The 13,409-nt window shown below is 39.5% G+C and carries 10 protein-coding genes and 1 pseudogene; 6 read left to right on the top strand and 5 right to left on the bottom strand.

Annotated features, from left to right (window positions below; translation table 11 throughout):
• Positions 1 to 218: 218 nt before the first annotated feature.
• A pseudogene (locus H5181_RS20675) lies at positions 219 to 445 on the bottom strand (IS110 family transposase); the annotation flags it as partial.
• Between the two features lie 303 nt (positions 446 to 748).
• On the opposite strand from H5181_RS20675, the gene H5181_RS05305 reads away from it, so the two are divergent.
• The 5 genes from H5181_RS05305 to H5181_RS05285 all read left to right on the top strand — a co-directional run bounded on the left by H5181_RS05305 (position 749) and on the right by H5181_RS05285 (position 4,896).
• Entirely contained in the window at positions 749 to 1,387 is a 639-nt protein-coding gene (locus H5181_RS05305) for a trimeric intracellular cation channel family protein (protein WP_182750445.1), read from the top strand.
• Between the two features lie 170 nt (positions 1,388 to 1,557).
• Positions 1,558 to 2,238, top strand: coding sequence for a hypothetical protein (locus tag H5181_RS05300; protein WP_182750444.1), 681 nt, complete (start codon positions 1,558 to 1,560; stop codon positions 2,236 to 2,238).
• Between the two features lie 85 nt (positions 2,239 to 2,323).
• On the top strand, positions 2,324 to 2,830 hold the full coding sequence (locus H5181_RS05295; protein WP_011636085.1) for a hypothetical protein: 507 nt from the start codon (positions 2,324 to 2,326) through the stop codon (positions 2,828 to 2,830).
• Positions 2,831 to 2,986: 156 nt separating this feature from the next.
• Positions 2,987 to 4,225, top strand: a complete 1,239-nt coding sequence (locus H5181_RS05290) for a hypothetical protein (protein ID WP_182750443.1) — start codon at positions 2,987 to 2,989, stop codon at positions 4,223 to 4,225.
• 62 nt (positions 4,226 to 4,287) lie between these two features.
• On the top strand, positions 4,288 to 4,896 hold the full coding sequence (locus H5181_RS05285) for a hypothetical protein (protein ID WP_011636087.1): 609 nt from the start codon (positions 4,288 to 4,290) through the stop codon (positions 4,894 to 4,896).
• Positions 4,897 to 5,220: 324 nt separating this feature from the next.
• Here H5181_RS05285 and H5181_RS05280 read toward each other — a convergent pair whose 3' ends face one another.
• The 4 genes from H5181_RS05280 to H5181_RS05265 form a co-directional block, all read right to left on the bottom strand.
• Positions 5,221 to 7,038: a hypothetical protein gene (locus H5181_RS05280; protein ID WP_182750442.1), complete on the bottom strand. Its 1,818-nt coding sequence runs from the start codon at positions 7,036 to 7,038 to the stop codon at positions 5,221 to 5,223.
• A 148-nt stretch (positions 7,039 to 7,186) separates the two neighbouring features.
• A complete protein-coding gene (locus H5181_RS05275) occupies positions 7,187 to 7,819 on the bottom strand; it encodes a response regulator transcription factor (protein WP_182750441.1) in 633 nt (210 codons plus the stop codon).
• A 327-nt stretch (positions 7,820 to 8,146) separates the two neighbouring features.
• Positions 8,147 to 9,028, bottom strand: coding sequence for a 23S rRNA pseudouridine(2604) synthase RluF (rluF, locus tag H5181_RS05270; RefSeq protein ID WP_011636090.1), 882 nt, complete (start codon positions 9,026 to 9,028; stop codon positions 8,147 to 8,149).
• Positions 9,029 to 9,168: 140 nt separating this feature from the next.
• A complete protein-coding gene (locus tag H5181_RS05265) occupies positions 9,169 to 10,074 on the bottom strand; it encodes a DUF72 domain-containing protein (RefSeq protein WP_374702277.1) in 906 nt (301 codons plus the stop codon).
• A gap of 220 nt (positions 10,075 to 10,294) precedes the next feature.
• Between H5181_RS05265 and H5181_RS05260 the strand changes: the two genes are divergently transcribed.
• Complete coding sequence (locus tag H5181_RS05260) at positions 10,295 to 13,342, top strand: transglycosylase domain-containing protein (protein WP_182750440.1); 3,048 nt, start codon at positions 10,295 to 10,297, stop codon at positions 13,340 to 13,342.
• Positions 13,343 to 13,409: the final 67 nt, after the last annotated feature.

Raw genomic sequence — 13,409 nt, 5'->3', positions numbered from 1 at the left:
ACGACGTGATCAAATACTTGTTCAGGTAATAACAATCGTTAATTAGTGATGAATAGGGTTAAGAAAATTGAATTAGATAATAAATCTTGTTTATCTAATCAGTACATAAAAATAGTGCGTGATTTTAACGCTCAAAATGACTGAGTTTATATGCCGTGAATTGAGGTCTCCCTATCTTTAAGTATTTCACTGCCTCACACGAACAGAGTGACCTGCTAGGCAGAAATGGGCTTAACGTCGTATCTCATAGCGATAAACTTACATTCCCTGTAATAAGATAAATAACAGGCCTCGAAGATGACATTATAATGGGATTGTTACAGCATAAACTTGGTCTGTTGAGTGCGATTTTAACGCTTATTGAAGACTTGCTTTACATGGCAATTCATTCCAAGGATGTGAAATACATTTTTATCAAATCAATCCAAATAGTGATAATTTTCATGGTGAACGCTCCTTAAGTAACGGTATGGTTCAACATCAGTTTGGTGCATTGACAGCGTATTAGAGATTGTCCATCTCATCATCAGTTATTTTATAGTCAAGCCGCTATAAAGATGTGTTATTGATTTTATAAATTATTAAAACTATTCATTAATTTTAAAAAAATCCTAAATCAAATGAGTTGCAGTCGAAAAATAACAATATATACATTAGATTAAATAATGCGAAAGATAATATTTGTCGCTGTATTTTATGTTGGAATACGGGCAGAATCAGCTTCCTTTTGGTTAGCTAGAATTATCTTATGTTAGAAGTAAAAGTAATCAGTATTTTGTGGTTCATCGGTGTATTAGCTGAAGCGATGACGGGCGCCCTGGCCGCAGGTAAAAAACAGATGGACCTTTTTGGTGTGGTGATTATCGGTTGTGTCACCGCGATTGGTGGTGGAACTCTGCGTGACATGCTCCTGGGTAACTATCCCCTAATATGGGTTGAAAATGCTCATTATTTGTTAGCTGTTGCGGCGGCCTCACTACTAACAGTCATGATTGCACCGTTAATGCGTTACTTATCACGATTATTTCTGGCTATTGACGCTCTTGGTCTGGCGGTATTTTCTATTGTTGGAGCACAAAAAACCTTAATGTTGGGTTACAGCATTGAGATAGCGATTGCCATGGGGGTCGTGACTGGTGTTTTTGGGGGCGTTATTCGTGATGTTTTATGCAATCAAGTGCCACTTATTTTTAAGAAAGAGCTATATGCGCTAGTTGCTTTGCTAACGTCAGCTTTATATGTGGTGATGAAGCTAAATGGTGTTGTTGAATGGATAAACCTTTCTGTTGCGCTGACCTTTGGTTTTAGCTTTAGAATGCTCGCAATTCGCTACCATTGGTCAATGCCCAAGTTTGACTACCAATGTCAGTCAGACAATATCCATTAACAGCCACTAAATTAGCGATTCATATAAAATTAACATCGCCACTCATCGCAGTTGGATATCAAACTTATAAAATAATGTGTTTTAGAATTTTTATAGTCACAAAAGGCTATCGTAATTCAAGTGAAAAGGCAGTAAGTTATTTCATTATTAAATTGGGTGGCATTATTGTTTTGGCTAAGAAAATTGAGTTAGATGATAAATCGTTATTTTTTAATCTGCATATTAAAGGGATGCGTGACTTTAACGCGCAAAGTGACGTGGGTTTATATGTCGCTAATATAGGTTACCCTCTGTCTTTAGGTGTTTCATTGTTACTGCTTATTTTGATGGTCGGGTTAGCTGTTTTACCTCTTAATTTCCCTAATACTGAGCTTGCTCGTGCATTAGTATTAATCAACATTGGATTATTACCTGTCTACTTAATAGGACGTTATTGGCTGGTTAGGCGACGTTACGGTATTACCGGGACATTACGTTGCTTTGTTAGCCAGCAGCGTATTGCCATTCCTGCGAATGCAATAATTAATAAGCCTGTGGGGCAGTTGGAGTTACAACGTGGTGACATTGAGCGCATCACGGTAAAATATAAATCACAAATGCATCGTTTACATGTGCGCAATCATATTACCGCGTGTGATATTAAGCTAAAAAGCGGTGAAGTCATTATCCTTAATGCGATGTATTTCCCGCTTAAACACATTGTTTACATGCTGTGTTTTTTCGACTATCCATTAACAACGCTGCACGGCAATTGGTCATGGGCTTTTTTGCCTAATATTATAGCCGTAATATTCCCTGTTTTAGTCAATGTGGTTGTCACAGGCATGCTAGTGAAACACTATTTTTTGTAGTGTATATTCAATTGATTGCATACATGATTGATTGTGAGTTTTTAAGCGTTAGTAAAGCAAAAACGTAAATTAAAAGGATGTTTTCATGTACAAATTAATCGCTATTATTTTATTACTATTTATATCGACGCCTTCAATGGGGTCTTCTGATGAAGAAAATCTAACTCAGTGGTTGGCAGCTGCTAAAAAAATTGATCGATCAGAGCCGAATGCACTGTGTAAAGCGTCAGTCGATGTCGTTAGACATCAAGATGTAAACTTATTCAGAAAGGTGTTTGCTGCAATACCAGCAACGGATGAGCAAGTAAAAGTATATCTATCTGAGCTACATGATAAATATTTTAAAACATCATATTTAGGTATCGATAATTATCAAATAGATGAAAATGAGGCGTTAGCGTTTGAAGATGCTAAAAATTCTAGCAGCAGTTTAGTTAGTGACAACGCTAAGCAGCGTGGGCATGACTTAGAGTTGTGGGTTCCATACCGTTTCGACACGATATCACCAAAGACTAATGAAGCGATTCAAGGCTATGGGACTTGCAAGCTGGCCTATTTAGAAAACCAGTGGAAGGTTGTTACGTTATTGTAGGCCATTATATGGTACCTGCTTATCCTTTTTGTTCATTACCGGCATGTTAATGACGTAATAGAATGATATGGCTAAAAATAGTCGATAACGAGGCTCTTTATATAGTTGGTAGACACTGACAACTATCTTAAAAGTGTAAGTCGATTAAGGAGCAGGATGTTTAACAAGTTAACAGGGACGCTGTTGAATACCGCTTCATCATTTTCAATAGTGTCAGCCGTTGAAAAAATAAAGTGGATTTTTATATGCTTTAATTTGGTTTATGTGGTGTTGGAAGTAAGTGTTTTTTCTTTTTTGGCTGAAGCTGTCGGGCGTTTAATGCTCAGTATGTTGTTGATGTTGATAGCGTTTAGTTATCAATGTCGATGGTGTTTTGATGCCTCACGCAATGTGTTAATACAGTTTCATGGTTTCAAGTTAGGGGGGAAATCCATTTATTCCCTTCAACAACAAAATGTAGATTACTCAGTAATAAAAAATATTGAGTTAAAAGAAGTGCATAATACTTATAAAGTGATTTTGCATGTTAAAGAGAGTCAACAAACTCAATTTCCTGAACCGATATCGATATCGTTAAAAGTGAAGCAAAATAAGTTGCCCGCATTGGTGCAACAATGTCGAAAAGAGTTAATGTCGCAGGGGATTAATGTTGTCGGTCAATTTGATAGCGTTAGCCGTAAAGATTGGCCAACCTTTAGTTCAGTTCCGCTCGACCTAGATACCGTAAAAGCCTTTATTGGGATTAAGCTATTTAACGACCCGATAAAATTACAATACCCCGTCACACTGTTTATGCTGCCTTTACCTCGGCAATACTTTCATCAAGTCTGGGCTTCAAGTTATATTAGTTTTATGGCTGCCCTGTTTATCCTTTATTCCAGCCATAATATCGTAGCGGCCATAGTGGTTGCCTTATTTGGGGTAGCAGTGTCTGCTGTAAGGCGAAAGCTCATTTGCGATAAGCATTATACACAGGGGATAACGAATCCTAATGAGATTGTTATCAGCGAGAATTCACTTGTTATTCCAAGAGTGTATTTTGAGGACAAGCAAGTTAGACAGATAGAAAAGTCAGCAATTATATCAATTAATATTGAGTGGAATTGGTATAAAGCTGGCGATGGTGACAGTACCCTTAGGCAATACAGGCGACCTTTTGTATTTAGAGTAAACATTGATGTGAGTCACGGTGAAAGCATTACGTTAGCCGGGCAAACATTTGATAGTAATAAATTTGTTATTGCACTGTCTCAACTCGGCTACAGTGCAACGTTGACGCAAATCCCAAAAATAGCAGCGGTATGGCGTTTTTACATACTCATACCGATGGCTATAGCGCTACTAGGTATGACAGGCTTTGGCTTGTACTCGCTATATATTCGTTATTTGGTTTAAGAATTAACATGGCCATATATGGCTTGATTGTTTTCAAGTGCTCAACTAACAGGATGTTATCGATGAATATTTTTAAAAAAGCCAGCTTGCTGGTGGCCATGACTACTGCCATTACCACAATGAGTTTTGCAGTATTGGCTAGCAACCAAGCTGCTATTGATGCATTTGAAGCTAAAACGAAACCCATAGCACAAGATGCAAAAGTGCTATCCGATAAGCAGCTAGTCTTGATGCAAGAGTTTAATCAGCTCATGGATTCTGGCAATGCGTCGGCTGTATTCCAAAGTGGCAAGGTGCAAGAATTACAAGCACTCGGTGAGCAGACGTTGGTGCAAGCTAGGTTGTTTGTAAAAAAATATGAGCAGTTTTTGTCACAATTACCTGAAACATCTACCTGTTATATGCCTGAAAACGTCACAGAATATAACAATCTCATTGATGAGGTATCAGCTAATAACCAGTCGTTATCTGAATTGAGCGCTACAGTATCACCCGGCGATGAAGCAGGTGTCACTATGGCGTTATTAAATGTACAAATGCACGCGGGGCGGGTTAGCTCTTTTGTGCAAATGTTTCAGCTGGTGAAGATGTGCTATATAACCGAAGCCATGGGTTACACCAAGCAAGATGTTGAGCGTATGGAAGCTGAAGAGGGTGGTGATGAGCTGTAACGCCAGTATCTAATATGTCACTTTACATATTGGCAGTGTTTACTTTGTTGATTGTTAATAAGTAACAGGTTATTGAGTTGGATTGGGAGTATGCTATAGCAGTCATTCTAGCTGGCATATCTAGTGCATTAGGGATTCATCATTTTTATGGTAGCAGAACGGTCCTTTGTCTATGGTGCGTTTGATTTAGTCTTAGCGATTGTTGGTCGTTTTATTGATAAAGAAAACGATATGATTAAAGCAGGCTAATATTTGTGGCTTGATGATAAAAAACCATTAGCTTTTGCTAATGGTTTTTTATATTGCGAGTAAGCTATAAGCCTCTTATGGCGTTGTTTTTAGTGACAATAAATGATTGTATAATATTTGGGTAAAGCGTTCTGAATTGTCATAAGTCATCATTAGTTGATTGTTTGCGTCTTTCGTGTCGAAAGCTTTATTTAAATTGACTTCAATTAACTGTTGATCTGCAACTAAATAATATGTCGGAAGAATGTGCTCAGCAACTTTGTCATTTATAGCGTCCTCAGTTGTAATAATTAATGGCTGATTACTTGGGCTAATGCTGCGTTCTACTGTAAATGTCGTTTCTGGTTGCAGGTTAATATCAAGCAGAGTGATCTTACTTTGTTGCTCATCGACGATGATAAACTCTGGATATAAACTATCAAATTGTGCTCTAGCGATATCATCAACTGTGATCATATCAGCCGTCTCGTAATCAGGAAGGTCGTAGATTTCATAATTATTGACTTCACGACACATGACATCAGCTTCTTGAGATACGTTTATAGAATATAATGTTTGTGGCCAATTTAGCGTGTTGAATTTAAGACTATCAGGAATAATGTTAAGTATTGAGCTCCAGCTATCACTTGGTGTGAGTATTTTTTCTACATTAATAGTGACATTAACATCTGTTGATTCATACACTGTTTTGTAACTATTACCTTCTATAAACGGTTCAGTCGTCGGCAATGGTGCAATGGTATACCAACCGTTATGGGTTGTGTTCCAGCATTCAATTTCTATTTCTTGCTCATCTATATCTTTAGGGAATTCGGTAACATACCCAATTCCGTCAATAGAGGCTGACCCTATAACTGTCTTTCCTGTCTCATCATTGTCTAGTGAGAATGTGCTGAACTGTGACAGCAACGCTAGCGATAAGGTATTAGTGAAACCTTTATCATTAATGATATTACCTAGCACAACATCCCAATCGTTTTGTGACAAAATACGAGAATCGATTGGTAATTCTGTAAATCCTAATGCGATAGCTGAATCACTAAAGAGTATATTTGCGGCTAAAGTAAATATGTCGTCTGAGAAGAACTCTTCGATAGAAAGGCCGCTATCAATTAATATTTGCCAAAGTTGAGCATAAGTAGCTGCAAGAATTTTTTCTGCTGCGATTAAGTTTGGGATTTGAGTCGCGATGACTTGCTGTAAATAAGCAATGGCATAGTCTATGCGCATAAAGTTAGCTGAGGCTGATGTTTCCGCTGAAATAGAATACAAGGTGTCTGCATCTAATTGATACAAAATAGCCAATAGAGTGTCTAACTCAGCCGATAGCTGACTAATATCACTGTTAGACAGACTTTGACTCTTCATCTCAATCACCCGAGAGAGTTTAATATGGGTCAGGTTATTAATCGCGCCATTGTACTGTGGGCTAGCGATTAACGTGCCTTTTCCTGCGTCACTAACGATAGATCTTGGCGCAGAGCGGGTGGTTGGATTTTTAACCTTAAGTGCTAAAGAGCGGGCTTGGATTGCTTGTGTTGCTGTCGCCGCCTGCCAGTTAGCCACTAAATAATAGTCTGGGGTTTCGACTTCGCTCTTCCAATCAATTTGGTAGTTACCGTCAATATCTGTAATAGTAAAAGGTTCATCACTATCACAGGCTAAGTTTTGGTTTAAATCGGCGCAAACAGTCGCACCAGATAATGCACCTTGATATACCGCTAAACCGGTTACCTGGTGAGTATATTCTGATGCTACTGGAGGCGTTGTAATCGGGGGCGGTGTGCCAGAATCTGGTTGCGTGATTTCGGTATTAGAATCGTCGTCAGATGAACCGCAACCGACTAAGAGTGCGCCAGAGATTAATATGGCTAATATGCTTTTATGGTGCATTAATGTGTCCTTACATTATGAGGTGAAATACTTTCACCAGTTATAGACAATGTTAACTAGAGAATATTAAGTCAGCCTAAAAATGTATCGTTTAATGGATACATTACTAAGTTCACTTTTAAGTGTTAACTGGAGTATTTATAAAAAGTTAACCGGCAGCAAAAGCAAATAATTGGCCGCGATTTTTAATTTTGGTTTTTTTATAAATATTCTGTACGTGCATTTTGACGGTATTAACAGAAATGTTGAGCTCTTTGGCCATTTCTTCGTTGGTTAATCCATGCAGTATGAGTGACAAGACTTGTTGTTCTTTTTTTGTGGTGACGGCAAGTATTTTGGCGCGATTACCTGATGATGGAATACGCTTTCTTTGGAGGATGTATTTAGAAACGGCTTTAGGGTTAAAGCTAATGTCGCCATCTTGCACTTGTTTAATGCTTTGTATTTGATGAGCGATAGAGTCATCGACACTGATGGCACCATGAAATCCAGATGAAATAAGAATAACCTCTAGTTCTACATTCAGTGCAGGACAAAATGCAATGTGCTGGTCGCTTTTAAATAACTCTGCAGATAAGTAACCAATTTCTTGTAATGGATTTTCAAGATAATGAACCATAATGGCGCTGCCATTTTCGGAATTTGATGCGGCTGATAATTCTGATAACGCGCAGCTCGCATTGGTTGGAATTAAGTTAAATTCAATCAAATTAGCGAGGTTTTGAAATTGCCCATGAAGATGAACAGGGAAATCTACGATTAAAAGGTTATTGCTGAACATGTCACATTCCTTGTTTAAAAAACCAGCGTCCGATTGCTGTTGTTTTATACTTTTACGATGCTTTTTTGTACTATTTATTGAAAAATTACAACAACTTTAGCATGCATTAGCTCAATAAAAATGCATTATGTGTAATCTTTTAGCGTGAGTGATTATACAATATTTAATGTAAACCGATGTTTTATTTACATTTGTGTAATATTGGCTGTTTGAATAATACTCAGTGCAGTATCCTACAACATAAAAAGACTATTGCATACGGTAAAATGATTATTTTTAATACTCACTCTTATCCTAAGCGGTATATCACTTATGCTGTTTTTTGGATCAACGTTTAGGTTTTCTTGAATGACTTGGCTTACCTTTATTCGCCGCCGGCTTTTTAGGTTTAGCACCTCGACCTTGCATAAAGTGTTCTGGGCCTTCAATTTTATCTCGTAAGCTTTGGGTTGGCTTTTTCTTCGCTTTTTTGGGCGCGTTTTTAACCTCTGAAGATGAATGTTCAATTAACTTCATTAGCGTGCTGAGTTCTTGTTCGTCCAAATCTCGCCACTCTCCTACAGGCAGTCCTTTAAGCGACACATTCATAATTGATTGACGTTCCAGCTTGGTCACTTCAAAGTTGAAATGTTCACACATTCGACGAATTTGACGATTAAGCCCTTGAACTAGAATTATTTTAAATACGAACGTTGAAACTTGTTCCACTTTACATTTTTTAGTGATGACACCTAACATCGGCACGCCGGCGCGCATACCTTGTAAAAAAGCTTCAGTGATCGGCTTATTCACCGTAACCACATATTCTTTGTCGTGATTGTTGCCTGCGCGGAGGATTTTATTGACTAAGTCACCATTGCTGGTAAGAAAGATTAACCCTTGTGAATCTTTGTCTAAACGACCAATTGGAAATACTCGTTCGCTGTGATTAACAAAATCGACAATATTATCGCGTTCGGTATTTTCGGTGGTACTAACAATACCTACCGGTTTATTAAGGGCAATAAAAACCAGATCGGCTTCGTCTCGGGGGGCTATATCATGACCATTCACTTTGACTTTATCGCCAAATTCGACGCTATCACCAATTTTGGCGCGTTTACCATTGATAAAAACATTACCTTGCTCAATATAGCGATCTGCTTCACGACGTGAGCAAATACCACTCTCACTAATGTACTTATTTAGACGGGTTGCAGATTCACTCATGGTGGTTCCTTTATCAACATAAACGCGCTGCGAAGGCAGGCTGGATCGGCGCAGATAATATCATAAAATTGTAGGACCGAGAGCGGTTTGATAAACGTTTATTATCAGTCCTTGAGGTTACCTATGCATATAGGTGGGTATCACAAATCAAAACCCATTTGAGTTGTGGTGTGCTGTTGTTGAGGTAATAGATTAATGTCGGCCAATGCAGATGTACTTTGTGCCAACTGCTGTTGCAGTAAACGATACAAATCGACCGCTAATTGCGGTGCATTGTGATTGTCTGGAGTGTGGATAAATAAATAGGGTTGTTTATTTTGCGCGATCCATAAAGGCAGTTGTTTTAGCCAGTTTTGGAAAAAATGTATATTGGCTTCCGCTTGCGGATGACCAATAAAGCGCACCACAGGATTGTGTGCGGTTGCAATGGCGTGTACTGGCACTTTTGGCTTTTTCTGGTGGGCATCTATCACTGCTGCGGTTGTTGGCGCTGCTGCAAAAACAGGCCTCGTGTCCATAATGATACGATTGCAGTTATTGTCGATTAATAAGCGGTTTAATGCTTGTTCTGCTTCACCTTTAGCAAAAAAGGCACTGTTACGTACTTCGACGCCATAGGTTAGGCCTTGTGGCACTTGAGTTAAAAACTGTGCTAATTGTGGCAAAGATTGTGGCCCAAAACTGGCGGGAAGTTGAATTTTCCACACTCCGGTTCGGTTAATAAGGGGCTCCATTATGCTAAAGAATTGTTGTAGCGCTGGGCCTGCATGTTGGAGCTGTAATTCATGGGTGATGTGTTTGGGCAGTTTAAAGGTAAATTTAAACTCGTCATGCGTTGCAGCGTACCAATTTTGTACATTCTGTAACGACGGCGTGGCATAGAAAGTAGTGTTGCCCTCGACGGTATTAAATATTTCGGCATAACGTGCCAGTCGATGTGCCTGGCTATTGCCATAAACGGTTTGTTGCCATTGGTTTTGTGACCACATGGCTAAACCTAATCTTAATGGCGGATCAATAGTCGCTGTTGAAGTGCTGTTGTCCAAAACAATCCTTAAACTTGGGTAAGTGTTTCATATAAAAATATCGATATTGTGGCAATAAGGTCTTTAATAGGCTAAAAAACAACATTTAGTTATTTTGTCTATATCTAATGGCTTTACCCATCTGATAAAATTATCACAATTAGTTACGCGATGTATTGAACATCTCAACCAAAAGTTAAATGGTGCGTTATTGTGATTTTATGCGTTAGATGGAGAGTTTGTGTCTAGTCCACATACAGACAGTCAGTTTGATAATTATCGACCTAATGCATCTTCCGCCAAACCGGCTCCGGTTCGTCGCAGTAAAGCGGGTTGGTTATTGATCGTATTATTGTTAGCAACAGCTTATCTGATCGAGTTTGAGGTGCGGACATCGTATTATCAATCTTATTTTTTACATCAATATGCCACTAAATTAACCTATAAAGTACGTGATTATCGCAGCGATGCGGTGATTTATCCTAAGTATGGTCCCTTTGATGACCGCCATGGTTATAGCCAATTACCGCAGAAAATAGCGCGTCTTATTGAGCGTAATTATCAAATCACTCAGCAGGTGGCATTTTCACCAATGTTGATGGATTATACCAATATTGGTTTTTTCCCGCCGTATCATGAAAAAGCCCAATCTGGTTTAGCCATTAAAGATTGCCGCGACATGACGGTATTCGATTTCTCCTATCCTAAACGTGTGTATCAAGACCAAGATAAAATCCCAGATCAAATCATCAATACCTTATTATTTATCGAAAATCGTGAAATGTTGAGTCCAGAAGCTAACTACAACCCCGTTGTTGACTGGCCTCGATTTGTGCTGGCTGCCGCCAGTCAGGTAGCGGGTATTTTTGGGGCTGATATGTCTAAAGCGGGTGGCAGTACTTTGGCCACCCAAATTGAAAAATTCAGGCATTCTAACCACGGCTTAACCTTGAGTATTAAAGATAAGTTATTACAAATTGGTTCGGCCATTGTACGAGTGTATCAGCAAGGTGAAAGCACCGTTGGCGCTCGCCAACGCATCGTACAAGATTATCTCAACACAGTGCCATTATCATCTGCTCCGGGTTTTGGTGAAGTCCACGGTATTGGTGATGGTTTATGGGCCTGGTTTAAAACAGATTTTAATCAAGCTAACCAATTGCTTTTGAGTCGTCATACTCAACAAAATGCTGCTGAGCGTGGCAAGGTGTTTCGTCAAATCGTAGCTTTAATGATTGCTCAGCGTCGGCCATCGTATTACTTACGCCAAGGTCATGATGATTTAGAATCGTTAGTAGACAGCTATTTACGTTTACTGGGCGGTGATGGGTTAATTGAAACGCAATTGATGGTGTCGGCACTTGAGCAAACATTACAATTTAACTCCAGTAAGTTAGCGACGACTAACCTCGCTAACAATAAAGGGGTTAATGCGGTACGTATTCGCACTGCGGGTATGTTGGGATTAAGTTTGTTTGATCTTGATCGCTATGATTTATCGATTAACAGTACCTTCCATGGTGACTTGCAACAACAAGTTAGCGATTACTTACGTAGTTTAGCTCAGCCCAGTTCGGCTGAACGTATCGGACTACTGGGTGAGCGTTTACTGTCGGTGCAGCAGTTAGATAAAGTGTTGTACAGCTTTACCTTGTATGAAAGTACCGACAGTGCCAATAGGGTGCGGATTCAAACCGACAGTATTGATCAGCCGTTTGATATTAATGAAGGCAGTAAGCTGGAGTTAGGTTCAACGGCTAAGTTACGTGTATTAGCGACATATTTAGACATTATTGCCGAATTACAACAGCGTTTTTCTGCAATGACGGTGGCTGATTTACGCCAAGTGGATGTGGAACGTAAAGACCATATTACGCGCTGGGTGGTCGATTATTTGATTACCACCCGTGACCGTAATTTAACCCGAATGTTGGATGCTGCACTGCAGCGCGAATATTCGGCTTCACCAGAAGAACGTTTCTTCACCGGTGGTGGTTTGCATGTATTTAACAATTTTAATAAAAAAGAAAACAGTCGCGTACCAACATTATATCAAGCATTGCAAGAGTCGATAAACTTGCCTTTTGTGCGCTTAATGCAAGACATTGTTAATTACAGTAGTAGTTATAACAGTGAAGGCAGTGTGTCGCAGCTATTGCGTAACGACAAAGATCCGCGCCGTGAAGAATACCTAAAAGCATTTGCTAAGCGTGAGGGCAGTTCGTTTGTAAAACGTTTTTATCGCAAGTATCGTCAGCTTGCACCAGAGCAGCGTCTTGAGGTGTTATTTGATGGTATTCAACAACAAGAACACAAGTTAACGGCCGTTTATCGTTATTTAAAACCTTACGATGGCGCCCGTGAGTTAACAGCTTTTTTAACTCAGCGATTACCAGCAAAAACCTTTACCGATAAACAAATTAATGTGCTGTACAACAAATATGGCGAAGAAAAATTTAATTTAGCTGATCAAGGCTATATTGCACGGGTGCATCCGTTAGAGTTGTGGGTATTACGCTATTTAAATGACTATCCGGAAACTGGCCTTACTCAAGTATTAGAAGACGCACAACCGCAGTTGCAAGAGGTGTATCGCTGGCTGTTTAGAACGCGTCATCAAAATGCACGTGATGTGCGTATCCAGGTGATGTTAGAAGTGGAAGCATTTTTAAGTATTCATCAACGTTGGGTGAGAATGGGTTATCCGTTTGAATACATGGTGCCTTCATTAGGCTCTGCTTTAGGCAGCTCGGGCGACAGACCTGCAGCATTGGCTGAGTTAATGGGGATTATTCAAAATGATGGCTATCGTTTCCCTACAGTGAGAATTGATGAGCTGCAGTTTGCCAAAGACACACCTTATGAGGTGACATTGGCCAATAATAAACAAACTGTTATGCGGGTCATGCACCAAGAAGTTGCACGAGCGTTGAAAAAAGCATTGGCAAATGTAGTCGAAAATGGCACAGCAAGAAGGCTCAAAGGCAGCTTGGTGGATAGCAATGGCCAGGCTGTTGTTATGGGGGGTAAAACGGGTACCGGCGATAACCGTATTGCGACTGAAATTCGTAATGGCCGTAAAGTGTCTTCAACTGCTATAAACCGTACTGCCACATTTGTGTTTTACTTAGGCGATCGTCATTTTGGTACCCTAACTGCATTTGTACCAGGGGAGAAAGCCGACGACTTTAGCTTTACTTCAGCACTGCCATTACAAGTACTTAAAGGCATGATGCCGATTTTATCACCGATGATAAATCAGCAAGAACAGTGTCAAACCGGTTTATAGATGATGAAGCCAGTCAGCTTGCTGCAATAAACAAAAAGCCCATGCTGTAAAGCATGGGCTTTTTGTT

It is taken from the genome of Shewanella sp. SG44-2, from assembly GCF_014164215.1.
Lineage (GTDB): Bacteria > Pseudomonadota > Gammaproteobacteria > Enterobacterales > Shewanellaceae > Shewanella > Shewanella frigidimarina.
The sequence above is the reverse complement of the archived record's forward strand: the minus strand, read 5'-3'. Positions and strand labels throughout refer to the sequence as shown.

Coding starts and splice junctions, on each gene's coding strand:
- H5181_RS05305 (WP_182750445.1), top strand. CDS start 749: ATGTTAGAAGTAAAAGTAATCAGTATTTTGTGGTTCATCGGTGTATTA.
- H5181_RS05295 (WP_011636085.1), top strand. CDS start 2,324: ATGTACAAATTAATCGCTATTATTTTATTACTATTTATATCGACGCCT.
- H5181_RS05290 (WP_182750443.1), top strand. CDS start 2,987: ATGTTTAACAAGTTAACAGGGACGCTGTTGAATACCGCTTCATCATTT.
- H5181_RS05285 (WP_011636087.1), top strand. CDS start 4,288: ATGAATATTTTTAAAAAAGCCAGCTTGCTGGTGGCCATGACTACTGCC.
- H5181_RS05280 (WP_182750442.1), bottom strand. CDS start 7,038: ATGCACCATAAAAGCATATTAGCCATATTAATCTCTGGCGCACTCTTA.
- H5181_RS05275 (WP_182750441.1), bottom strand. CDS start 7,819: ATGTTCAGCAATAACCTTTTAATCGTAGATTTCCCTGTTCATCTTCAT.
- rluF (WP_011636090.1), bottom strand. CDS start 9,028: ATGAGTGAATCTGCAACCCGTCTAAATAAGTACATTAGTGAGAGTGGT.